Here is a 22,731-nt window from a genome sequence, read left to right on the forward strand (position 1 = left end):
AAGTCTCCTTTAAGGGAATGCATTGCCAACACTAACTCGTTGTTGATAAAATATGAAGCCCCCATCTGAACAAGAACGGCTTGAACAGCGGTTCGTCACGCGGGCACGGGCGCTGACGCTCGTGCGGGCGGCGCTGTTAACTGGTACTCAAATATATTTTCCCAACGCCGTTTTTGCTGCCCTGATACTTGCCGGCATCGCTTTATCTCACCAGTTTGCGCCAAATAAAAAATGGGGGCCCATTTTAGTATTCAGTACATTAAGCTGCGATTTAATCTGGCTCATCAATGTCATTTCACATACGGGCAATTTCGCCAGTCCCTTAATCGCCATCCTGCCGGCCGTAACGCTCCTATTTGCGATGATTTTTCATCAACCATTGACGATGCTTCCGCCGCTGTTAATTCTGCCGATTTTAACAGCGCTACACCCGGATGTATCGCTGCAGGCTTTGGCCCTCTACAGCTTGCTAAACGGCTGCACGATCTACCTCACCAACAAGATTTTGGGCGAAGAGGAAGCCACCAGCCGTCACATTATGCATTTGGAGCAAGCGCTCAAAAAACAAGCCATCATTGAAGAACGCCAGCGCCTATCCAGAGACATTCACGATGGCGTAGGTTCTGTTTTATCAGCATTAATACTGCAGGCTGAGCAGGCCGGCTCGATTGAGATTCAAGACCTAGCCAGAGAAGCCCTGCAAGAAACCCGCTACGCCATTTCAATCATGCGGGATGACCTAGACTTAAACTTACAAATTAAAAACTGCTTAGACCTTTTCGCTAAGCGCAATCACATCAACAGCCGGTTAAACATACCAGGCAATCTTTCCAGTATTTCGCACACCCGCGCATTGTCTATTTTGCGCATTCTCCAAGAAAGCCTGACCAACATCGCCAAACATGCTCAGGCACATAATGTCGAAGTCAATGCATCCTTCGAACAAAATCAGCTGTTGCTGGATATCAAGGATGATGGCATTGGATTCGATCCCACAAAGATTCCAAAGAACCATTATGGGATTCGAAACATAGAGGAGCGGGTTCAACAAATGGGCGGCACTTTTAAGATCCAGTCTCAACCACTTTGCGGTACTCACATCCAAATCGGAGCTAGTCTATGAAACCAATTCGCGTCTTCATTCTGGAAGACCAGCCGGCCTTGCTAAAAAACCTCGCTTCGCTGCTCGACGCGCCTGCCAATTTAGAGGTCGTAGGCACAGCGCTTAGCGCCGAAGAGGCGATTGTCACCATCGACAAGCTGCCCGATCCACCGCACGTCATTTTATGTGACATAGGCCTTCCCAAAATGAGCGGCATCGATTTTTGCCGGCTCATCAGAGTCAAATACTCCAAAATCGAAGTCCTCATGCTAACTGTGTTTGACGACGCTGATCGAGTACTAGAAGCCGTCAAACATGGCGCAGCAGGTTATTTGCTAAAAGGCGGCGAAACAGCCAAAATCATCGAAGCCATCGAAGACGTCCACGACGGCGGCAGCGTCATCCAGCCTGCCCTAGCCCGCAAGCTATTAAAACACTTTCAACCAGCCGTCACCCAACGCACCCTCCACCCAGAACCCTATCGCCGCTCCCTAACTGAGCGCGAACTGGAATGCCTGCAAATTATTGCCAAAGGCCTAAGCAACACAGAGGCAGCCGGCGTTTTGGGCCTATCGAAAGCCACAATCCGCACCCACCTGGAGCATATCTACCAAAAGTTAGACGTTTGTAACCGAGTAGAAGCTGTCACAGAAGGCCTAAGACAAGGCCTAATCGGCATCTAAGTCATCCCAGTTTACGCGTCAAGAATTTAGAACTATGTTCTAATTCTTATGCTGATAATGACTCCAAACGGATTGTATTGTCCAGCTGGAAATTTTCATATTGATCCAAACGGCAAGGTGGACACCGCGGTCGTAACGCATGCCCATAGCGACCATGCACGCCGTGGCAGCCGAGAGTACCATTGCACCACACCAGGCTTGGGTGTTCTAAAAGCTCGCATCGGCCAAAATATCTCGGTTAACCATCACGCTTATGGCGAAGCGTTTTATATACGCGGCGTTAAACTTTCGTTTCACTCCGCAGGTCACATTTTAGGCTCTGCCCAAGTGCGCATAGAATTTGGCGGCGAAGTTTGGGTTGCCTCAGGCGATTACAAACGAGAGCCAGACGGCACCTGTGCGCCTTTCGAGCCTGTCCCGTGCGATGTCTTTATCACCGAAGCCACCTTTGGTACGCCTGGCTTTGTGTGGGGCAAAGACATCGATTTGGGCAAGCAAATCCACGACTGGCATTTGGAAAATCAGGCCGCCGGTAAAAATAGCGTCGTTTTGGCCTATTCATTGGGCAAAGCCCAAAGAGTACTCAACCTTCTACACCCATGGGCCAAAGAGCCCATATTCTGCGATGCTGCAACGTCTGTTATCAACGATTGTTACCGGGACGAAAAGGTTATCTTGCCCGAAACGATTCAAGTCACCCGTCAAACAAGTCCGGTCCAATCTCGATTATTCGTGGTGCCCCCGTCCTTTTTGCGCGGTGAATTTGCGCCTGTTTTAGGTGACGATTTTGAAACAGCATTCGCATCCGGCTGGTCCAAGCGGCCACGCTGGGGCAACTCGCATCCGGGATTCATCCTATCCGACCATGCCGATTGGAACGATTTATTAAAAACCGTTTTAGAAACCGGCGCCAAAAGAGTCTATGTCCAACACCGAGGCAGCGGTGCATTGGTCAGACGTCTAAACTCGCTCGGCATTAAGGCCTATTCAGACTCAGCCTTGTTTCCTAAAAACCCTCAGCAATTGAGTCTGCTATGAAAATCGCTTTAAGCGTGGTGGATTTCGCATTGCCCAGCCCCATGGTTGGTAGCATTGAATCGGGCTCAGGCCTAACTGGCCTGGAAACTGGCATCGAGATTCATCAAAAGCTGCAAGCAAAGCGCGTCAGTGAATCTACCAATTACGAACCAGAAGTCTTCATTTCATTCGAAATCTCCCATCAAGGCTACGACTTCAAAATCACCGGTCGCATGGACGGTATTTTTCAAGACGAACCGATGCAAATCGAAGAGATAAAATCGAGCTTTGATTTACCAGCCCTGCAGCGCGCGTTGGAGACTAACCTCGAGCACCCTTACCGCCTACAGCTTCAAAGCTATGGCTACTTCCACTATAAAAAGACCGGCCATATCCCAAAGCTCACGCTGCATTTAGTGTCGGCACGCACAGGTGCATCTGCAGATATGCCAGTCGCGCTAGACGTCCCCGCCTACGAAGCTTGGCTGAATAGCCGCCTAGATGACCTAATCGTTCAAATCAAACTGGCTCAAAAAACCATCCAGCGTCGCAAGAAAGCAGCGTTAAGTTTAGAATTTCCTTTCGAAACCAAAAGAGAAGGCCAAACTGAGCTTATCTCCCAAGTAGAAACCGCGTTCGAAAACGGCCAAACACTTCTAGCGCAGGCGCCCACCGGCCTCGGCAAAACCATGGGCGTTTTATACCCGGCCCTAAAAAATGCGCTGTCTCAGGGGCAAAAAGTCGTCTATTTAACCCCGAAAAATAGCCAACATGTCCTAGCAGAAGAAGCCGCTACCCTTTTATCAACTTCAAAATCACCGATTAAAACGCTGACTCTCACTGCCAAGCAAAAGCTTTGCTTAAAAGACGAACCCATCTGTAACCCAAGTTACTGCGAGTTTGCCAAAGACCATTTCACCAAAGTCGCACAAAACAATCTGCCCGGGCTGCTAATCAAAAAGCGCAAATGGCGTGCCAAAAGCTTGCGCGTTTTAGGACAAGACCACCAAGTTTGCCCCGTAGAGCTTCAATACGAAGCCGCCAAACATGCCGATGTGGTCATTGCCGATTACAACTACGTTTTCTCCCCAAATTCGGGCGGTCGCATCTCTTTGAACAACATCTCTGAACGCGGCAAACCCAATCTCATCATCGATGAAATCCACAATCTGCCGCAACGAGGCATGGATTATTACTCCCCTTCCCTCGAAGTCCATACCTTCGAGCAACTGGCCGCGCGACTCGAGTCAGTTCCCGAGGCTTTAAAACCACAAGCTCACGCCCTACTCGGTCAATGCGTGCATCTCGTTGCCCATTGCCCAGATGAAGAGCTGAGCCGTGCCTTCTTAGCACACGATGAAGCCATCCGCGAATTTTTAGGCACCTATTTAGCCAGCGATGTTGCTCTCAGCGCCAGCGATCCGATCTTGCAGATGTCCTTTTATTGGTCTGAATTCACCTCGGTTTTAGCGCTTATCGAGCAAGATGCCCCTGAGTTCTTCATCACGCGCGATAAAAGCCCGGCCGCCATTCACATCACCTGCTGCGATGCAGGCAAAATGATAAAGCCTAAGTATCTGGATTTCAAACATGTGGTTGGCTTCTCAGCCACCCTAAAACCCTTCGAATTTTACGCCCGCTTAACCGGCCTAGAAGGCGCCAAGCTTACAACCACAGAACTCGCATCGCCGTTTCCCAAATCTAATCGCAAGATATTGCTGATTCCCCAGATATCGACCAAATACACGGACCGCGCCCAAAATTACGGCCGCATCGCCGAAACCATTGAACGCATTTCGAGCGTCAAGCAAGGTAACTATTTCGCCTTCTTCCCCAGTTTTGATTTTCTTGAACAGGTGTTCACTCGAATGAAAGCCAGCGATGGTTTTGAGCTCGTTCGTCAAAGCAAAGGCATGAACAAATCGCAAATTGACGACCTAATGGAAAATTTACGCGATGATAACAAAGCACACATTGTCTTTGCCGTCCAAGGCGGCATATTATCTGAAGGCGTAGACTATCCTGGCAATATGGCCATCGGTGCTTTTATCATTGGCCCGCCTTTGCCTAACTGTAACAAACAACAAGAAGGCAAAAAGGCCTACTACCAAAAGCATTATGACGCCGGCTTTGATTACGCCTATGTCTACCCAGCCATGGCAAAAGCGATTCAAGCAGCGGGCCGAGTGATTCGCTCGCCCACCGATAGGGGCGTGATCGTGTTAATGGATAATCGCTTTCTACAACCAAGCTATGCCGAATGCATGCCCGAAAGCTGGTTCGAGAAAAGCGCTACCGAGCTAGTCTCGTCCAGCATTCTGCACGATGTGAGCATTCATCACCGAGGGTAGATCGTCATTGCGAGCGCAGCGAAGCAATCCATTCCGTGCGTTGGGTGGATTGCCGCGTCGCTACGCTCCTCGCAATGACGAGTCACCCTTGCTAGGATTGACGAATCCAGCACATCAGCCATACTATTGAAAGATGAAAACTCCAATAATATTTAATACATCATTAATTGCAAATCTTCCGATCGCGAGCGCATGGAACTATCTTACCGACCCGGCATTTCTAATCAGCTTAGACCCGAAGACAAGGATTAAGTCTGTGCAGAATTCCGGTCCGATGACACCGGGGGCTGTCGTTATAGTTAGGCTAAAATATGGTCAGGTTTCATTGCATGTTGATGAGGTAATGCCAAACCATAAGTTTGTTTTTCACTACAACTCATTCCCAGCGCAAAAGGTTACTTGCGAGTACGTATTTACTTCAATCAGCGATAAAGAAACCAGAGTTGCCGTGAAAACAGAACTTAGACTTCTTCTGCCTATCTTTTTTCGAATTTTTCGTCGTTCCATAGAGAAAGCTATGATAGCGAATTTTGAGGCTGTCTTGCGCAAAGCGGAAAAAATGCACGTATCGGATGGCTGAGAGTATTACCTACCAGACAAACTAAAAATAAAAACAAAATGCCGCTATTAGGGTTGGTAATAAAGCATATCTAAATAGCTGAATGGAACTAATACCAGTCGGTCCAAAGAACGGTTTAAGAATCAAAAAGCCAGCCGGATTCGGCGCATTTGCTAAAACGGTGAGGCCCCCACCGCACACAGCGCCTGCAAGAAGAGCGTAGCGGCTTGCTTCCGGCAAGACAGGAATCAAAGACCCCATATAAGTAATTGCTGCGTTATCCATTAACGCTGACATTCCAAGGCTCCCAAAGAACAACAAGTCCCTGGATTTACCAGTCATTAACGGCTCAAGCCACCAACTCTGAGGACCGCTCAAAATCACGACGCTGGCCAAAAACATACCCACCAGAACCCCTTCTTGGATTCTTAGCGGCGTTTGATGCTCCGAAGTAACATGGTGCAGCACCAAGAAAGCCAAGAAGATAGTGGTAAATGCCGACAAATTGTGCGCAAAAATAACAATAAGAACAAGAACGCAGACATGGGCTATGCGTAGCCAGAGAGGGGTTAAAGCTGACTTGTCCTTCGGCACAAGAGGCTTCATAAATTCCTCTCGAAACCACCAGGCAAGTCCTAAGGCATTAACAACACACACCAGAACACCCTTAAGCCCAAAGTTTAAAAACATGTATGGCAAATCAAAGCCCCAACTCCGAGCTACCATCAAAACCGGCGGTGCCGCATAAGGTGTCAGAGTGCCACCCACCGAAATATTCACAAATAACACGGCCAGCGAGCAATATTTAAAACTTACTGACCACCCGTCATGAAAATAATGTCGCGCCAATAAAACCGCTGTGATGGTCATTGCCGCAGGCTCAGTAATAAAACTTCCTAATAGAGGACCCAAGGTTAACATCGATACATACTGCCCCATCGAACGATTTACAGACAAATGACGAGGCAGCCACAGGATAAATAATTCAGCGACTTCAAGAATTGGCTTCGTAAAACAAAGAGCCACCATCATTATAATAAACGCTGGTTCCGTGAAATTGCAGCTGGCCAAATAATCGCTGGTACCCACATATCCTACGGCATACACTAAATAGGCTAAATAAAGCGATGCCCACATTGCAAATGCAACTTCAACCTCACTGAGCAACTCAAAGATATTCTGCATACTTGAGCCGGCCTTACATTTAAGGGCCGCTCGCGCGAAAAAGTTGGTTCCCGCACTATGAAGCACGGCCAGGGCCAAAGCGATGCTTGCCACAATATTAGGCTCGTTCATTCAGCCCTCAACTTCTTATAGGCATCAAGCGCATTTACCCTACTCAGTTTTACATCGACGATTGGTTTGATTCGTCTGTCTCCCAACCAACGGCGAATATAGCTTTCGTCAGCATCAAACCTACCGGCCTGGGTCAGCGGGTTGAAAATACGGAAATAGGGCGCGGCATCCGCACCAGAGCCTGCCACCCACTGCCAGCTGGCACTATTGTTCGCCAAGTCGGCGTCAACCAGACAATCCCAAAACCACCTGGCCCCATGACGCCAATCGATGAGCAAGTTCTTGACCAGAAATGACGCTGCCACCATGCGCACTCGGTTATGCATGTATCCCGTTTCCCAAAGCTCTTTCATCCCGGCATCAACCAAAGGCACACCAGTCTCCCCTTTTTGCCAAGCTTCCAGATAATCTGTACGATGCTCCCACTGAAACTTATCAAATTTCGATTGGAAGTTTTTGTGAGGCAACTCCGGAAAATGATAAAGCAAGTAATAGGAAAACTCTCGCCAAACCAGCTCTTTTAAAAACACCGATTTCTTATTCGGAACCTGGTGCCAGATTTGCTGAGGCGAAATCTCCCCGAAATGCAAATGAGGCGATAGCTTCGAAGTGCTGTCTAAACTAGGGAAGTCGCGATCGTTGTCATATGTCTGCACGAAGTTTTCCAAGAATTCGCATAGCTTTACCTGAGCGGCTTTCTCACCAACTTCCCAATGAGACGCCAGCTTCGCTTGCCAAGGCCTGGACGTGAACCAACCATCTTGATGCCCTTTTTCAACCAGTTGCAAACTTGGAGCACTCAAAGGCTTTCTCGGCGCCGTCCCCTTCAAACAGCCATTCTGATAATAGGGCGTAAAAACTTTATAATTGGTTTTATCGCCTTTAAGAATCTCCCAAGGCTCCCAGAGCAAAGAACCATTAAAACTCTCGCAGATGAGTTGGCGTTTTCGAAGATCGTCTTTAATAACTGTGTCTTGAGCAATACGCCAAGGTTCATAGCAACGGTTCCAATACACGGCTCGCACGGGGTACCGCTCACACAGCGATTTTAAGATTTCTTGAGCATCGCCTTGGTAAATATGAAGCTTGTGGCTCAAAGATTCGTCAAGCTTAGCCAAACTTTCATACAGCCACCAACGGCTAGCGGCTCCGACGGTGTCATCCACGATATAGACTGGCAATATCACGCCATGCTTGGCTGCTTCGACTAGGGCTGGGTTGTCTTCGAGTCTTAAGTCTTGTCTAAACCAGACAATAGAAATCGGTGTCGGCGTGGTCATTAAGACAACAGCTTAAACCAACGATTTCTAAATTGCGAAAGCCTTTGATCGCGGCTCATCCAAACCAACCATGGCCTGCCGATGATATTCTCCACCTGCACTGCCCCGTAATCCCTGCTATCGGTCGAGCCGCCGCGGTTGTCGCCCATGACGAACATAAAGCCTTGTTTGACCACGCACGAGACGGCGTCGCATATGAGGCCAGGTAAAGCGAGCTGGCCTGATATGGGCCAGTATTCCTCAGCATTGCCCATATATATCGGGTGAATATAACCAGCGGTATTTTCTTCGGTGGCCCAGGCTTCTTGCTTTTGCCAAACGCCGTAGCTCATGAAATCCATAAAACGGACGACTCGGTTTTTCTTTAAATGCAAATACGGTACATTGTTGACGTAAACCGTGCCGTTGTCGATTCGGACACGCTGGCCTTCGGTCGCAATAACGCGTTTGATCCAAATGGAATCTCTATCATGCGGTACATAAAGCGGTGCTTTGAAAGCCACCAACTCACCGGGCTTTGGCTGACGCCATGAAATCAAGTTTTGAAAGTTATAGGCGAGTTTAAAAATCAAAACATGATCGCCTATCAGAATTTCAGGCACCATCGAACCCGAAATTATATAGATCGGGTCGATGATGACCAAACGCAACAACAGAAAAAACAACAAAATGGCGAACGATGGTCTTAGCACCTACTAATAATACACCAAAACTCGCACCCGATCCCGATATTGCCCTACCCAAGAATCAGGCTGAGCGGGGATAAAGCCGTAGACTGTGTAAGACTGGCGAAGGCCCGTACCGGTTCCTTGAACGGTATCTTGATTAACAATATTACCCCAAGGCCTCATATGGGCGGAGTCTTGGTATAAGCCGTAATAGAGGACATGCATGTCCGGGGTTTTCAGCTCTCGCCTTTCTGGATTCCATGCGCCGCTTTCACCACCATTGAGGCTAATCTGATAGGTCATGGTGTTCGAACATTGCACCTCGATTTGAGTCGTTCCCATAGTCGGAAATCTAAAATCGATGGTGCCAAAATTAAGCGGCTGCGTTGTTACCGTACAAGTGGGCGGATAGTTCATTTGCACATTAAATGGAACGACAGTTGGTGTCAGCTGTGAAAACATTACCAAACAATTATTGCTGGTATCACCGTATACCACCTGAGACTGGTTGCCGCTAAAAGTCGACAAATAGTAACCAGGCGGCAACGATGACTGATTGCCGTAAAGCCTGGCATATATCGGTATCTCCCGGGTACTTTGCCCATTTTCATCCAAAGTCAAAACAATATCTGGTGGAACAGGCGGTGGGCTTGTCCATAGTTTCCAGGGGTTAAGTCTGCTGACATCACTAAACAAATTATAGCGAAGCTGAGCCAGCTGTGAGCTTTGATTTAACATGTATCTGGGATCGCCGGATGCATCCATCCCACCCGAGCCGGTGCTTAAATTCAAACAAACTCTAACCTGCTCGTCGGGCTCGCCATTTCGGCAATTAACGTCGAATATGCCCTGGATATCTGATGCATTCGTGGAAAACAGAAGGTCAATATTGCCCCAATTGAAGTTTCTAATTGAGAACGAACAATCAGCACTCAAAGCGTTGAGAGCAAACACAAAAAGGGCGATAAAAACTATTTTACTTGGCATACCAAAGGTCCTACTTCCTGTTGCGCTGATGGGTCAGGCTTGAAATCAAAACTGGCTTCGCAAGGCTGTCCGTTAATAAAGGACTGCAAGGTGTTCTTAGCGCCAAGCCCGGTAACGTATGACATCCCATAATTCCCCACCATAAATATCTCAGTGTTACCTTTGAGCAACACTGGTGAGCCTAGCTCCAAAACCTTTCCTTTATCATCCGTTAAGGTCACAATAGCGCCAGCCAAAATCGTCAGCTTGCCCATTTCCACCACAACACCACTCAAGTTTCTAGGAACAACGACTGTCTCCGTATTATCAATCTGCGCCATCACCGGCAAATCACCCAAATCCAAGGTAATTCGGTTCGACGAGAAGCTGGTTAAGCCCGGAATCAACAGTTTTCCCGACTTGCCCGTAATCCCATAAGAGCGCCCTCTGGCTTTAACCTCAATCCCGGCACCATCCGTTTTAACCAACGCAAAGGCATCAGTGATTTGGTTACTTAAAAAGACGCCATCCTTCAACATTACCACGCCACCGTCTAAGCTCAGGCCCAAATCTGAATAACCATTATTATAGCCAACGTTAGCCGCAGCCCTGGCTTTTTGCGCGGTATAATCTGCTCTAACGCGAATATTTCTAAAACTGCCACCTTCTTGGTAAGCGCCTTGGACCCCGTAATCACCCGGAACACCTGAGTTGCTCTTCGCAATTTGAGCAATACCCGACCATTGACCTGAGGAGTCTGCAGAGGCGCTCACTGTGGGCGCCAGGGTCCGCAAAAACGGCAGCGGGACATTCAGCCCGAAGTTAAATCCAAACTGATTATTCCCGCCCGCCCAACTGCCATAGACATTGCCTATAATCGATCCAAACTTACCCAAAGAAGTTGAGACGCTCCCTTGCAGATTCCAAGTTTCCAATTGGTTCCTGTCAACACTATGCAGTCCATTGACCGACAAGCTCAATCGCCACAGTGCAAAACCAAGACCCAACTGCTCCTGGCTCAAAGCAAAAATTGTATTAACCAAAGGGTTCAAAGACAGCGAGTTGCTCATCGTCGCCTGCCCCAAAGTCATAAAATTGCCCAAATCTCTTCTCACCAACCCATTAATGCTAAAAATGCTTAGCTGCGTAATTACCCCCGCTGCCAGCTGCGCGCCCCATTGGCTATTCCAATAGCTTCCCTCAGCCGAAAGATTGAGCAAATGATAAGGGATAAGGTTGGTAACCGCCCCCAGTCCGCCACCAATCAAACCCGCACCACCCTCAATATGCGTCTCCCCGGTAATGCGATTGCTAAGCCCTAGACGACTGGTAGCGCTGCCAAGCGGCCGTGGGTCATAGTCAAAGGAAAACGTGCCATACCCAATCCGAGCAAACCCACCTTCAACCGAATAATCCCACAACCCCTTTTTAAGCATCTGCGAAGTCGCCCAAAAGTTTCTGGTGATGGTTCGAGTCTGGCCGTTAACATCCGTTACTTTCATCTGAATGGTGGAAGGTCCAGTAAAAGTCGGCAGATTATCAATCTCAAACGGCCCACTACCAACCGAACGCTGATAAAGCAGCCGATCGTTAATATAAACATCCACCGCAGAAGGCAAAACCGCGCTCCCAGACAACTGCGGCAAGGCTGTGGTAACCAAATCCGGCCGAAGCCCAAAGTTCTTTTTAAATTGCAGGCCCCCCATGCGAATCGATTGCGACCAACTCACCGAGCTGGTGCTTAAATCCCCGGCCTGCCAAACCCAAGCAAATCGCGGACTGGCATAGGTCCAACTGGTATCTAATCGGTTGGCCAGCAACGAGCGGTAGTCATTGCTCACCAAACCCACGCCCTGTGTAAAAGTACCAATGGGCGAAAACTGATTAGCAATCAAAGTGAGCGAAGTCCCACCCAAAGAGGCTCCAAACTGCGCCCAATCCAAATATCCGGTGCTGTAGAGGTTATAATTAACAAACATTCCGATGGCAGACGGCGTGGTCTTAATATAGGAATTATTTTCCGCAGTGGAAAAAGTCTTTTTCACCCGATAAGAGTCAGGAACAACAAGATTCAACCGCTGCTGCTGCTCGTCATAGTCACACTTCACGTCCGGCAATTGGCATACGTCTATCAACTCATCCGGAGTGCCCTTGGTCGGCAGCACGAGCCCAGCCGTAGCCAACTCGCCCCGCATGGCCTGAAATTTCTTTTTATCGAATACAAAGAACGGGATAATGCTTTTGGTGTTTTCCCCGCTGAGCAATAGCTCCAGGTACATGAGATCGGTGCTCGCGGAGGCTGGTGGCGCTGCGCCAGGCGTAATGGGTGTCTCAGTCGCGCTCTGCGCACACAAAAGCCGGCTTACACAGCAAACTGAAATCAATATGAGCCGAACTGGCCAATTCATCTAAACACCGTGGATTTCAACAATCCACGGTGCGTTTAGATTTCCTACTATTTAGCTGGTTTCACAGGCACGTCCGCCTTGACTTCGGGATTAGGCACAGCAGCAGGCGCTGCTACTTCGGGCGCAGCCTTGATAAGGTCAGCTCGCACAATGGTTGTTCCCGTCATTGGACCTAGGTTGGTGTCCGCAGTCAAAGTAACTTGAGAATTATCTGCAAATCCTTTCTCGAGCTTGGCAGACACCCATTTTTCATTAATGCTTACAAAACTGGTTGTTGTCGTGTCTTTTTCCAGAGGAACAACTTGCCCAGTACTGTCTCTAGCTAGGATAGATTTTACAGTTACGGCCTTACCGCCTTCAATACCTAACTCAACTTCCAGCTTGCCGGCACTCTTTTTGGCGAGCCATAGAAAGTTCATCTCAGGGGCAGTTATCGCTGCACTCACTGTTACCGGTTCTTTGGGCGTATTAATGTTTAAAATAACAGGCTGGCCTAGAGCAAATCCGCCTTTTAAGGGTTCAGAAATCCAAAGCTCCGAAGCTCCTGGCAAAATTCTGGCAGCGCCATTGGAAACAAGCGGGATTTTAACTGGCGCTCCTCCCTTAGGGCTAGCTTGCTCCGCAATAATCTCTCTGGCGAAAAAATGCTTCTTCCCCGTGTTGGTGCCTTTAACAATTAGCCTATCTCCTTGACGAATGGCTTTCCATTCAACTGCGGGTTGGACATCACGAGCGCTAAAAAACACTGGAATTGACATCGTGGTAACAAACATCGCACCAGCAGCTGATTTTTGCAGCATAAGCGGCGGTGGAGGCAATCCGTCTAACATGATGCGATAGGCCTCTTCCCCTTCGACGGGGGTAGATTTGACTCGAACGACTCTAATAATTTGAACTCGATCAGGAGGAACCAAAATCATGGGGGGCGCAATGATCACGTCTTTTGTTGGCACCAGAATGTCCTGACCATTAATCCTTTCCCATTTCGCCACACTGCCTTGGATCGTCACCCCTGCTTTTGAACTATTGCCTATCTGCAGATTATCCATCTTTTTTGGGGCTATTACCTGCAGCTCCAGAGGTGTCACAGAAAAGGCTGTTGCCAAACTGGCATAACCTAGAAAAATTCCTATAAAAGTAGCTTTCGACTTAATCCTCATAGCAAACCTCTCCAATAATAAAGCATAACATAGAATCCCCTATGACTTGTTTTCGAAATGAGCCTTCTCATACGATGGCTTAGTCTATGACGAAAGCAAAACTCGGGTTGTATTCGGTCTATTTCAGCATTTGTGCAGTGCTCACGATTGCCATGGTGAGATGCGCTTGGTTGGTGCCCTACTTGCCCACCAATGATGGACCGATGCACCTTTATGGTGCGTATCTTAAGAATCGTTGTACAGATTTAAACCTACTTGGCTTCGCAAAATTGGGCTTCATACCCTTAAATCCCTATCAAGGATTTATGATTATTATGGCTCCATTGGAAAAATGGCTGGGTTGGCAGGTAGGAATTAAAGTCGCGCTAAGTATCATCCTAGTTTTAAACGCCTGGGGGTTCTGCGCACTGGTAATCGCTTTTAAACCAAAAAGAATCTGGATTTCATTTTTAGGATTTCCGTTAGCTTGGTCTTGGAATCTCTATATGGGATTCTTCGCTTTCGCGATCGGTACGGGGATTGGCTACTGGATATTGGCATATGTACTGATTGTAAAAAACTGGAGATGGAAAAAGTGGTTAATTCTATCAATTCTCTTTTACGTTCAAGCCTCAGCCCATATATTCACGGCCGTTTTAACAGGCTTTACCGTTGCGACCTTCATATTAGCGGCTGAGCCCACATGGCATAAGCGGTACCAAAAGTTGAAAACACTGGTTTGGACTGGCATGCCTGCCTTAATAATCGTCATGGGAACCCTGATTTCGCTAGAACGCCATCCTGACCTGGGTACTTTTAATATTGTAACCAATGGGGTTCACGAACTACTGAATATATTGCCCAAAATAGTGGCACCTGGACCAACTTGGTACGCCAATCTTTGGATGCTGGCTATCCTACTAAGCATTATTTATTCAGTTACTAAATTCAGAAAAGGGCAGCTAAGTTTTCCAGAGAAAATCTTTTTAGGAATTGCCCTATTATTCTGGTTTCTTGCAATCTTTATTCCCCGCGACATCAGCAGCTGGCAGTTTTTTTCTCAGAGATTCGTAACCTTGGGTGCTGTATTTTCACTTTTGCTGATTCGACTAGAGGATCTTGGCTCATCAAAACGAGCTATGACATTGAATGGCATTGCGTTCGCACTTATCTCATGCGGATCGCTTTGGGTTATAGGGAGCACCAACAAGGCCCTGGCAGAAGGATGCCCAAGTATCACAGCTCTATTAGACATGCCTGCAAACCTTGAGCTCAATCGTTCTAATCATTTCGTCCCTTTAGAAGCCAACTGCGGCGAAAGCGGCCTTAAATCGAGCACCTTAGTGCCCTACTTAAACAGAGATCTTCAAGCAGGCGCGCTAGCTGCGGTGGCAACAGGTTCATGGAGCACATTTGCGTTCAGCGTTTATGCGCCCTGGATGAATTGCGCTTTAAAAGCGAAAGAAGACGCGTTGCCGCCTGCTCCCTATGACGCATTCGGGCTAAAACTGCTGAACAGCCCAGATGTCCAAGGCCTCATGCTACAAGGGAAAAAACCTCCACATAGCGCAGTTTTACGCATGGCTGGCTCGGGCGTCGCCTATCAATATGATGGTATCTTTGTAACCGGCCTAAACGATACATATATAGAATGGCTTAAAGAACTCGGCTTCATAGAAGACTGGGCAAATGGATCAACAGGGTTTTGGCATTTCAAACCGTGCAGCGTTCAATTAAAGCTCGCACCAGGGGCCCCACCACCTGAGAAAGTAGACCTTGGCTGGCAGGGATATGATAATAATATCATAATTGGCGCGCACTTAGACCGGATCTCTGCAAACCAATACAGCATTCCGTATGCCCTATGCGGCCGAACTTGGCTTAAGACTTACCCAGAAATTAAAGGCGAATTAACGATTATTGATCCTTTTGGACGCAAAAACCTAAATAATAACGTCAAATTGATAGAGTAACCTCGGATCTGATCTCCAAATTCGTCATATTTTTAAGCGCGATGCAGAAAAATTAGACACCTAAGTTGCGGTGGCGAAATCGAATTACTACATATTCTCCACGTGACAAAACTCTAACCGTCACAATAAAGGGGGATTAAAATGTTTAAATCAGGAAAAAATATTGTTCGTTCGGAATTGTTTCAACTAGGTTCAGTAGTCGCCATAGGTCTTGCCGCTTTCGTAGGCACACAATACGCCGGGCTGGGCGCAGGTAACGGCACCTTAAATCTGGCACGTGCCGATGCCGCTAGCACAGTAACAAGTGCGACCGGACAAGAAAGTTGGATTGAATTAGTTGCAAGCGGAACTGGACATTGTGACACATTCAACGTCGATCCGCAGCCAGCGAAAGGCTACAGAGCCACGCCTAACGCGTCCACGCTCACCTACGACTTCAACGGAGCTCAAGTGGGTATTGCATGCACCAAAGGGATTTACGTTGAAGAAATTAAGCTAAAAGATATTAACGGATTTAGCACGGGTTCCACCAAAGCTAACCTCCAATTTATCACCGACGCAGGTTCTGCTGGTGCTGGTGGCCAAACTGACGGTGTAGACTTAGTCTATCAAAAATCGCCTAATGCGACACGATGTATTCCAAACGGCGCTTCAGTTATTAAAGGTACTTCAACTGCAGATTTGGTTGAAGCAAGCGAAATCGCAGCTGGTCAAAGTCAGAACTTAATCAGACCATTTACTGGCCTTGGACTTGGTGAAGCAAATGCTTGCTTGGTTAACTTTGATCTTCGTATGAGAGACAATGGCGCTAAAGTCCCACTTGGTGGTTCCGCAAGCTCCAGAGTGTATGTTCAGTACACCATTCAATAAGAATCACTTATAGATATCATGAGAGCCAGATTAAATCTGGCTCTTTTTGTTTTCGGCTCTTCTAATATCACCCCATTGCCAAACCAATTAAAAGCAATACAATATTTAATAACTTAATTTAATTTTTACGCCAATCTATGAAAAATTTTTTTCTAATATTCAACCTGGCTATTAGTACCCAGGCACAGAATTTAACCATCTTAAAAAGTGGCATTTTTGAAAATGCAGTCTTTGACCGAGTTTGGGTAGATGACACCGTTGAGACTGACTTAGAAGTAGCGTTTAATAACTGTACATTCAATTATCTAACCTTCCGTTCCATACTACCCGCTCCCTACATTTCCGGCTGTATGCTACGCAACTCTCGAAATCGAATTTACTCGGTCTTGGGATGCACTGTCGCGCAGAGTATTGTTTTTGATGACTGTATCGGAAATGGCGGCGGCAATGTTTTCGTGGAATTCAATAAAGTTTCATCGCCGAAAGTATCGGTTGGCGAGCACTTCGCTCAAAGTTCAAAAGGCAAGGGCTCGTTTTCGATTACAAGCTCTGATATAGGCGCCTTCACCATAGGAAAGTTTTTCGCTTTAGGTGGTGAGGAAAACAAATATACTTTAAGCCTGCAAGACACCAATGTTGATCGCCTCATCACAGAGTCAAACTTCGGCTATCGCGGTAATACCGGACGCCTCGACATCTTCTCCAGCCGTATAAACGATTGGACGTTTGGGCGCACCGAGTTAGAAGCTTGGGGTAATATCCATATAAATGCAACTTCTAGCCAGTTGAACTCAGTCTCATTTGGATTAACTCAAGCTGACGCCAATTTGGGTTCAGCTATGCGGACCTTAGATTTCAGCCATAGAGGGCTGAAAACTATAACAGGCTACTTACCAAGCATTCCAACCATAGATCTTTCTTACAATCTTCTAACGACCATTCCTAAGATCTTATCCCCAACCACCCTAAACAAACTCGACCTCCGTGCTAACCCTGCCCTTGTCGGTATTCCAAAAACAGGCACTTGCGGCCAAAACCAGATTCTTACCTATTTTGACACCAATTGCGAAGGCGACTGGGTTGCTCTCTCGGGCACCATTGGTTCAGCCCTAAGCTGCACCGGTGCTGGATGCAGCACCCGTCTAACCACCTGTAACAACTGCACCATTGGACAAACCTGCAATATATTGTCTCCAGCGCAACCTGGCTTGGTTTGCAAGGCCCATACTCCTACCGAAGCGCTTACAGGCTCTAGAACGGCTCCTTCTTCACTAAGCCACTCCCAGTCAGCATCCCTGACTGCGCCTCTTATTCTGCCTCCACCGACACGTACAAGCAGCCAAGCTCCTAGCGGCTTTGTCTCAACCAGCAATTCTGAAACACGAGAACCCCACTCCCTGTCACGTGGGAACACTGAAACTGCTTCTTTGGCCATTCAAACGCAATCCAACGTAGTCGATTTGCCTAAATTGGACGTTTTGAAACCCAAACTCTTGGCCCACGAGACAACCCCACAAGCGATACCAACCGTAATAACCGCCTCAGCGAACAATATCGGAGCAGTTTCCGCCATCGCCAGCGTTATTAAAATGTCGCCCACAGGAGCAACCCAGAACTCCAAAAACCAGGTCATCCAAGGCATTTTCGCTTGCCAGACAAACCAACCTTATGAAAATAAAGCGCCGAGCTGGAGCGATTCTCCGACACAGCTTCAACTAGGGAGCTCCCAAGCGAGCTACGCTTTAGGAACCGTGGCAGGCAACGTGGCTATCATCGGAGGCGCTGGAGTAGCATCTAAGGCACTGTCGATGAAATTCCCCAATCAAGTGCAGTTTCCAGGCTCTGTGATTTTCCCAATCTTACTTTTAGCTGCGCCTACAACAACCGCAGCAGTAGATGTTGTCAGACATGGCGAAGGCGCTGAGCAAATTGCCGGATATGCTTATCTAACATCACAAGCCATCGGACTTATTGTACTAGGCAAAATGATGATCAAGCCAACTTTCCAAGCGCAATGGGTTTTAGACGCAGCAGGTGTAGGCGGGTGGCAAAGTGTTCCAGGCACGCAGTACGCAGAGAAATTCCTGCCACTTTTTCAAGATTATCAACCAACCAAACCTTGGTTTATTGCTGTTGATGCTGCAACCGCTGTAACCGCAGGCGCAATTGGCGCTTTTGACAGTGAGCATTCAAGCTGCAATCTCGTATTATATACAGCCACGGGCCTGAGCGCGGTATATACGGGCGCCCTACTTCGACATAATCCCTACGCAGACAAGCCCGAGCAAGCTTTTGCCATGGCAAGCGCCATGACCCAATTAACGGCACTTTCGCTAAGCACAGCAGCTCAAATTAAACAAAGCGAGCCAAACAGCTGGCTTAATCGGGGTGCTAGCTATCTCATGTCGGGTTTACAATTCGCGAGCATAATCAAGGTCGGCGTTGATATTTCGATGTTTTTCTACAACCTGTGCAAAGCGCGTAGAATGGCTGAGGGCGGGGATCTCGGCCAGGGGCTGTTGGTGGTGCCAAACCCGTTGAATAAGGTTTGACAGTCTGCTGTCTTACAGTGTTCAGATGCGTCGATTTCCCACCTCAACAGAACTACTGAGCATCTTAAGAAACGTGCTTGTACTCGCCGGATTTGCAAGTATTATATTAGGTATTATTGGAATCTTTTATGAACAGAATTCAAGGCATTACATTGCAAGAAAAAATTAAAAGCTTAGATTTTTCCATAATTATCGACAAAATGGTGGCGCATCAAGGATGGATGCGTGCCGATGCAGAACAAACTGCAGCATTATATCGCAACTTTTTATTTCTGCAGGCTAGATATCCCAACAAACGCCTTCCTCCGTCTGAAGATGTAGATGAATTTTGGCACAACCACATACTGGACACAGAACACTACATTGCTTCCTGCGACCTAATTTTTGGAAAATATCTTCATCATTACCCTTATTTTGGGATAGACGGAAAAACAAATTTTAATGACTTAAGCGATGCATTTACTGAAACCCAACAGCTTCATCTCGAAGAATTTGGCACTCCTATTTACCAAGTTAGGAGTTGGTTTGACAGATTGGTTTCAGCTGTATATTTATTGTTCAAGATTGGTACAAACCGGTTAAAATAAAATCTAAAGGAGATATCTAATGCTAAAAATCATTTCAATGTTGTTCAAAACAAAGAAAGTTGCGAACGCAGCTTTTTGCGATGGAAATCCAGATAATTAATATTCGCTAAAAGGGTAGCCAGATGGGAGACTTTAAGCGCATTTTATCATCTGCGATAGCTGCCTTCATCGGAGCAAGAATTTCAGTCTCTTTTGCCATATATTCGTTGTCGAAAGAGGCTACTTGAATACATACATTTTCAAATTTTAAATCCCAAGTATCAAACTGAAGAATTAGCCTCTTTACTTTTTGACCCACTTCATCTCCAAAAGTTGATTGTGCTTTGAACCCCGCTCGAATTAGCGATGCAACCGCTTCTATTCGACGAATGTTAGCGTTATATAGTTCCACTCGTTCTTCGCTTTCTTTGGGAAAGAATTTACATTTCTCCCGAATCAATAATCGAGTTAATCGGATATTAGTTATAGCGATAGCAATCTCATCATGAACCGCATTTTTGCTCGACAGATCAATTTCAAACGCTCTGGACTGATCCCTTACCTCTAAGCGCACAAGGGTCACTATGACAGTTAAAAATCCTAAAAACACGGGAGCCGTGAAGTTTCGGGTGAGCCATTTTAATGCTCCGACGAATGGTGCCATATGGTGCATTATCTCCTATCTGGAGATACAACAATCCAGGGGGCCTAGGCTAATCCTGTCGGTTTAGATAGTCGCTTGAAATGTATAACCCTGATTAGCTGCGGCAGGCTAATCTAAGGCGGTCGTAGTCCAATGAGTTCGGCTCATGAGCCCCCATCTTTGTACATCCAGTTCTGCTTACGAACCGTCACATCTGGCTCTTTAACCACTCCCGTATTCCTGCTGCGCTCCCTTTCAGCTTGGAGCCGGATCATCTTATCCATTGAAGCGATCTGTGCTTTTTGGGTATTCACTGTTTTGAGCAAACTTAAGCATCGTTCAGCAAGTTCTTTGGCAGACATGCTGGCCAATTGAACATCTATTTGCTCCTCCGCTTTAGCTTGCACAGGCAAGAAGAGCACTTCATAGGGCGCGATGTTTGAATATTTAGTCGGCGCGGCTTTCTTGAGCAGGCCCGCTCCCATTAAGACACGCAGGTATTTAGAAACGGTGCTGGGCGAGCAGCACATCTTTTCTGCAAGGGGCTTACAGCTTAAATAGACGGTGGGATTTTTCTCATCGCACTCCCGGGCAATCAATAGCCAAAGATATTTAGCTTTAATCGGAAGGTTGGCACCAAAAACATGTTCATTCAGCATAGGTCTCCCAGACCTCCTGGGTGGAGATCAATGTTGACAAGTGCCTGCTGAAATCTTTATGTTGAGTTCAGCTTACGGGCTGGCCGTCTCCGGTAATTTTGCGATTTAGGGAGACGGCGTTTATGTCCCTAACAGACTAAACGAACTCGTTTTGAGATTGCCATCGGATGTTCTTCCGATTCCGGGCTGACCCACTGCGGAGAGAGCATTATCAAAATCAACTATATCCTTGGCACCGCTGGGTCCGGTTAGTTATCGAAAATATGCCTCATCGACAAAATAAAATCGGGCAAAGTCCCGTCTTCCTTCGCTAGCTTTACCAATTCGGGCCCAACAGTTTTCATTTGACCACATTTACTAAGGCGCTCATCGATTAATCTGGCAATATAGTTTGGATCATGCCTTGCAAACGTATCGACAAATTGTTGCTCAATTTCACAATCAGGCGTTCTCATAATGGCCAGCGAGAGCGCTAAATCTGGAAGGTCTCGGCCAGAAAATCTCTGGGCATTACTTCCAAAATCAATCAAGACTGGGGTTTCTCCGCGGAACATAATATTCATTGGTGAAATATCTTCGTGCTTTACATCCAGGGCATGTAGTTCATTCACTGTCACCGCGAGTTCAAGCGCTATTTGCGCAAACTTTTCCTCGTTAACTGCGGACAGATTCTTCTTTGTAAGCCTTTCATAAACCGCGGCAACCTTGCCATCGGGAGCTTTTAGAATGCGCTTTATTTTGATAACACCAGGAAGATTTTGACCAACCAGCATCCGAACAAAAGCCAATACCTGCCACGACTCATCGGTTTTTTCTATCCGAAGAACATCGTCTCCGTATGCATAAACCTGGTTCTGCCCGCCGGATCCAACTGGATTAAGTTCGGAAACATCAATCGGGCTGCCCGGCTCAACAGGCAATCCTTGCACAAAATCGGTCCTACAACCCTTAAAACCTTTTAAATCCAGACTAGCAAATCGGTCCCAGAAAGGCAGCGTTCGATAGGCTAGCTCGCCTCTTTCCAGTCGTTGAATAAGAACAGGATGTTTGTTTCCCTGAACCAGCAAGATAGCCCCAAGCTCCGTTCCCGGTTCGTCTGATGCCTTTGCACCATCAAATTCTTCCAATTGAACGATTCTAGTATCAAGCAATAGTTTTAGAAGCCTGAGCTCCAACGAAGGCAGCTCACTAAGCTTAAAATATAGTCTCTCGTCATTTTGGTCCATTGATATTATCGGGCTATACTTGAAGTCTGTTTCGAAGCTTTTCAAGTTGTTGATATCTCTCTCGGAAGCGAATCCTCTTTTTATGAGTTCGTAGGACGTCAGCCCTTTATTTTTCAGCCGATTAATGGCTTTCCTCTGAAACTCAACCGAGCGCTCCAATATACCGATATCATAGAGAGAAATCTTTGAATTCGATAATTTCCGCCGAAGTTTCTCAAGGTCATCATGCGACGTAGTGGCTTTAATGGCGTCTCGCAAAGATTCGTAGGTTTCGGGCCGGGCTGGTTGCGGCAATGGCTCACTGCTGCAGGCTGCCAACCCACAAAGAATCATCAGAAAAATGGATAGGTTATTCTTCATACGTATTTAAATCCCGCAAACTGCGGCTTGTTTGGCACTGTGAAATTCCACACACTTATTAGCAAGTCGCTTCTTGGCTGCCTCATCCGATTTAAGCTCGCAAGATTGTCGCGTACAACTGAGTGTCATGGCCGTTAAAAATTCAGAACATGCATCTCGATTTCGGGATGCTTTTTGGGCTTGCATTTGACTCAAGATTGCGGCCACATCGCAAACGTGCGTCGCACCTTGAGTCGGTTTTTTGCAATTAGCATAGCATTTTTTAAATTCTTCTTCGAGAGAGATAATCGGCAAAATGCCATCAGGATTCGACGTTTTTTGATCATGATTAAGTTGAGTACTATCTGAACCACAAGAGATACCAAAAACAAATATGATTCCAATTAATATGCGGTTGATTTTCATAAGGCCCA

At 47.0% G+C, this 22,731-nt stretch carries 19 protein-coding genes; 9 read left to right on the plus strand and 10 right to left on the minus strand.

Translation table 11 applies throughout. The annotated features are described in order from the left end of the window. Positions 1–52: 52 nt before the first annotated feature. The 5 genes from V4534_02890 to V4534_02910 all read left to right on the plus strand — a co-directional run bounded on the left by V4534_02890 (position 53) and on the right by V4534_02910 (position 5,733). Positions 53–1,123 carry a sensor histidine kinase gene (locus V4534_02890; protein MES2503804.1) on the plus strand — a complete coding sequence of 357 codons (1,071 nt, stop codon included), beginning with the start codon at positions 53–55 and terminating at the stop codon, positions 1,121–1,123. Then, positions 1,120–1,785 (plus strand): response regulator transcription factor, encoded by a 666-nt coding sequence (locus V4534_02895; GenBank protein ID MES2503805.1) that lies wholly within the window; start codon positions 1,120–1,122, stop codon positions 1,783–1,785. The genes V4534_02890 and V4534_02895 overlap by 4 nt, the downstream gene beginning before the upstream one ends. 57 nt (positions 1,786–1,842) lie before the next feature. Then, on the plus strand, positions 1,843–2,823 hold the full coding sequence (locus V4534_02900) for a ligase-associated DNA damage response exonuclease (GenBank protein ID MES2503806.1): 981 nt from the start codon (positions 1,843–1,845) through the stop codon (positions 2,821–2,823). Next, complete coding sequence (locus V4534_02905) at positions 2,820–5,153, plus strand: ATP-dependent DNA helicase (protein ID MES2503807.1); 2,334 nt, start codon at positions 2,820–2,822, stop codon at positions 5,151–5,153. Before V4534_02900 ends, V4534_02905 begins: the two co-directional genes overlap by 4 nt. A 133-nt stretch (positions 5,154–5,286) precedes the next feature. Continuing rightward, positions 5,287–5,733, plus strand: a complete 447-nt coding sequence (locus V4534_02910) for a hypothetical protein (protein ID MES2503808.1) — start codon at positions 5,287–5,289, stop codon at positions 5,731–5,733. A gap of 21 nt (positions 5,734–5,754) precedes the next feature. Here the strand turns inward: V4534_02910 and V4534_02915 are convergent, their stop codons facing one another. From V4534_02915 to V4534_02940, 6 genes are read right to left on the minus strand one after another with little or no spacing between them, the layout of a single operon-like run. Then, positions 5,755–7,008, minus strand: a complete 1,254-nt coding sequence (locus V4534_02915) for a putative Na+/H+ antiporter (GenBank protein MES2503809.1) — start codon at positions 7,006–7,008, stop codon at positions 5,755–5,757. Beyond that, positions 7,005–8,288, minus strand: coding sequence for a deoxyribodipyrimidine photo-lyase (locus V4534_02920; GenBank protein MES2503810.1), 1,284 nt, complete (start codon positions 8,286–8,288; stop codon positions 7,005–7,007). Before V4534_02920 ends, V4534_02915 begins: the two co-directional genes overlap by 4 nt. After that, complete coding sequence (gene lepB / locus V4534_02925; GenBank protein MES2503811.1) at positions 8,288–8,980, minus strand: signal peptidase I; 693 nt, start codon at positions 8,978–8,980, stop codon at positions 8,288–8,290. Before lepB ends, V4534_02920 begins: the two co-directional genes overlap by 1 nt. 3 nt (positions 8,981–8,983) lie before the next feature. After that, a complete protein-coding gene (locus tag V4534_02930; GenBank protein ID MES2503812.1) occupies positions 8,984–9,943 on the minus strand; it encodes a spore coat U domain-containing protein in 960 nt (319 codons plus the stop codon). Further along, on the minus strand, positions 9,928–12,330 hold the full coding sequence (locus V4534_02935) for a fimbria/pilus outer membrane usher protein (protein ID MES2503813.1): 2,403 nt from the start codon (positions 12,328–12,330) through the stop codon (positions 9,928–9,930). Before V4534_02935 ends, V4534_02930 begins: the two co-directional genes overlap by 16 nt. A gap of 47 nt (positions 12,331–12,377) precedes the next feature. Further along, the gene (locus tag V4534_02940; GenBank protein MES2503814.1) at positions 12,378–13,490 is read right to left on the minus strand and encodes a fimbria/pilus periplasmic chaperone; all 1,113 of its coding nucleotides are present in this window, start codon (positions 13,488–13,490) and stop codon (positions 12,378–12,380) included. 86 nt (positions 13,491–13,576) lie between these two features. Here V4534_02940 and V4534_02945 point away from each other — a divergent pair, with 86 nt between their 5' ends. The 4 genes from V4534_02945 to V4534_02960 all read left to right on the plus strand — a co-directional run bounded on the left by V4534_02945 (position 13,577) and on the right by V4534_02960 (position 19,451). After that, the gene (locus tag V4534_02945; GenBank protein MES2503815.1) at positions 13,577–15,442 is read left to right on the plus strand and encodes a hypothetical protein; all 1,866 of its coding nucleotides are present in this window, start codon (positions 13,577–13,579) and stop codon (positions 15,440–15,442) included. A 141-nt stretch (positions 15,443–15,583) separates the two neighbouring features. Next, on the plus strand, positions 15,584–16,312 hold the full coding sequence (locus V4534_02950) for a hypothetical protein (protein MES2503816.1): 729 nt from the start codon (positions 15,584–15,586) through the stop codon (positions 16,310–16,312). A 137-nt stretch (positions 16,313–16,449) separates the two neighbouring features. Continuing rightward, a complete protein-coding gene (locus V4534_02955; protein ID MES2503817.1) occupies positions 16,450–18,864 on the plus strand; it encodes a hypothetical protein in 2,415 nt (804 codons plus the stop codon). 128 nt (positions 18,865–18,992) lie between these two features. Further along, positions 18,993–19,451 carry a hypothetical protein gene (locus V4534_02960; protein ID MES2503818.1) on the plus strand — a complete coding sequence of 153 codons (459 nt, stop codon included), beginning with the start codon at positions 18,993–18,995 and terminating at the stop codon, positions 19,449–19,451. Positions 19,452–19,557: 106 nt separating this feature from the next. Here the strand turns inward: V4534_02960 and V4534_02965 are convergent, their stop codons facing one another. From V4534_02965 to V4534_02980, 4 genes are all read right to left on the minus strand, one after another. Next, positions 19,558–20,094 (minus strand): hypothetical protein, encoded by a 537-nt coding sequence (locus tag V4534_02965; protein MES2503819.1) that lies wholly within the window; start codon positions 20,092–20,094, stop codon positions 19,558–19,560. 143 nt (positions 20,095–20,237) lie between these two features. After that, complete coding sequence (locus V4534_02970; protein ID MES2503820.1) at positions 20,238–20,732, minus strand: helix-turn-helix domain-containing protein; 495 nt, start codon at positions 20,730–20,732, stop codon at positions 20,238–20,240. Between the two features lie 248 nt (positions 20,733–20,980). Beyond that, on the minus strand, positions 20,981–22,318 hold the full coding sequence (locus V4534_02975) for a hypothetical protein (protein ID MES2503821.1): 1,338 nt from the start codon (positions 22,316–22,318) through the stop codon (positions 20,981–20,983). Positions 22,319–22,324: 6 nt separating this feature from the next. After that, the gene (locus V4534_02980) at positions 22,325–22,723 is read right to left on the minus strand and encodes a hypothetical protein (GenBank protein ID MES2503822.1); all 399 of its coding nucleotides are present in this window, start codon (positions 22,721–22,723) and stop codon (positions 22,325–22,327) included. Positions 22,724–22,731: the final 8 nt, after the last annotated feature.

The organism is Myxococcota bacterium, from assembly GCA_040387835.1.
GTDB lineage: Bacteria > Myxococcota > UBA727 > UBA727 > JABDBI01 > JAZKCZ01.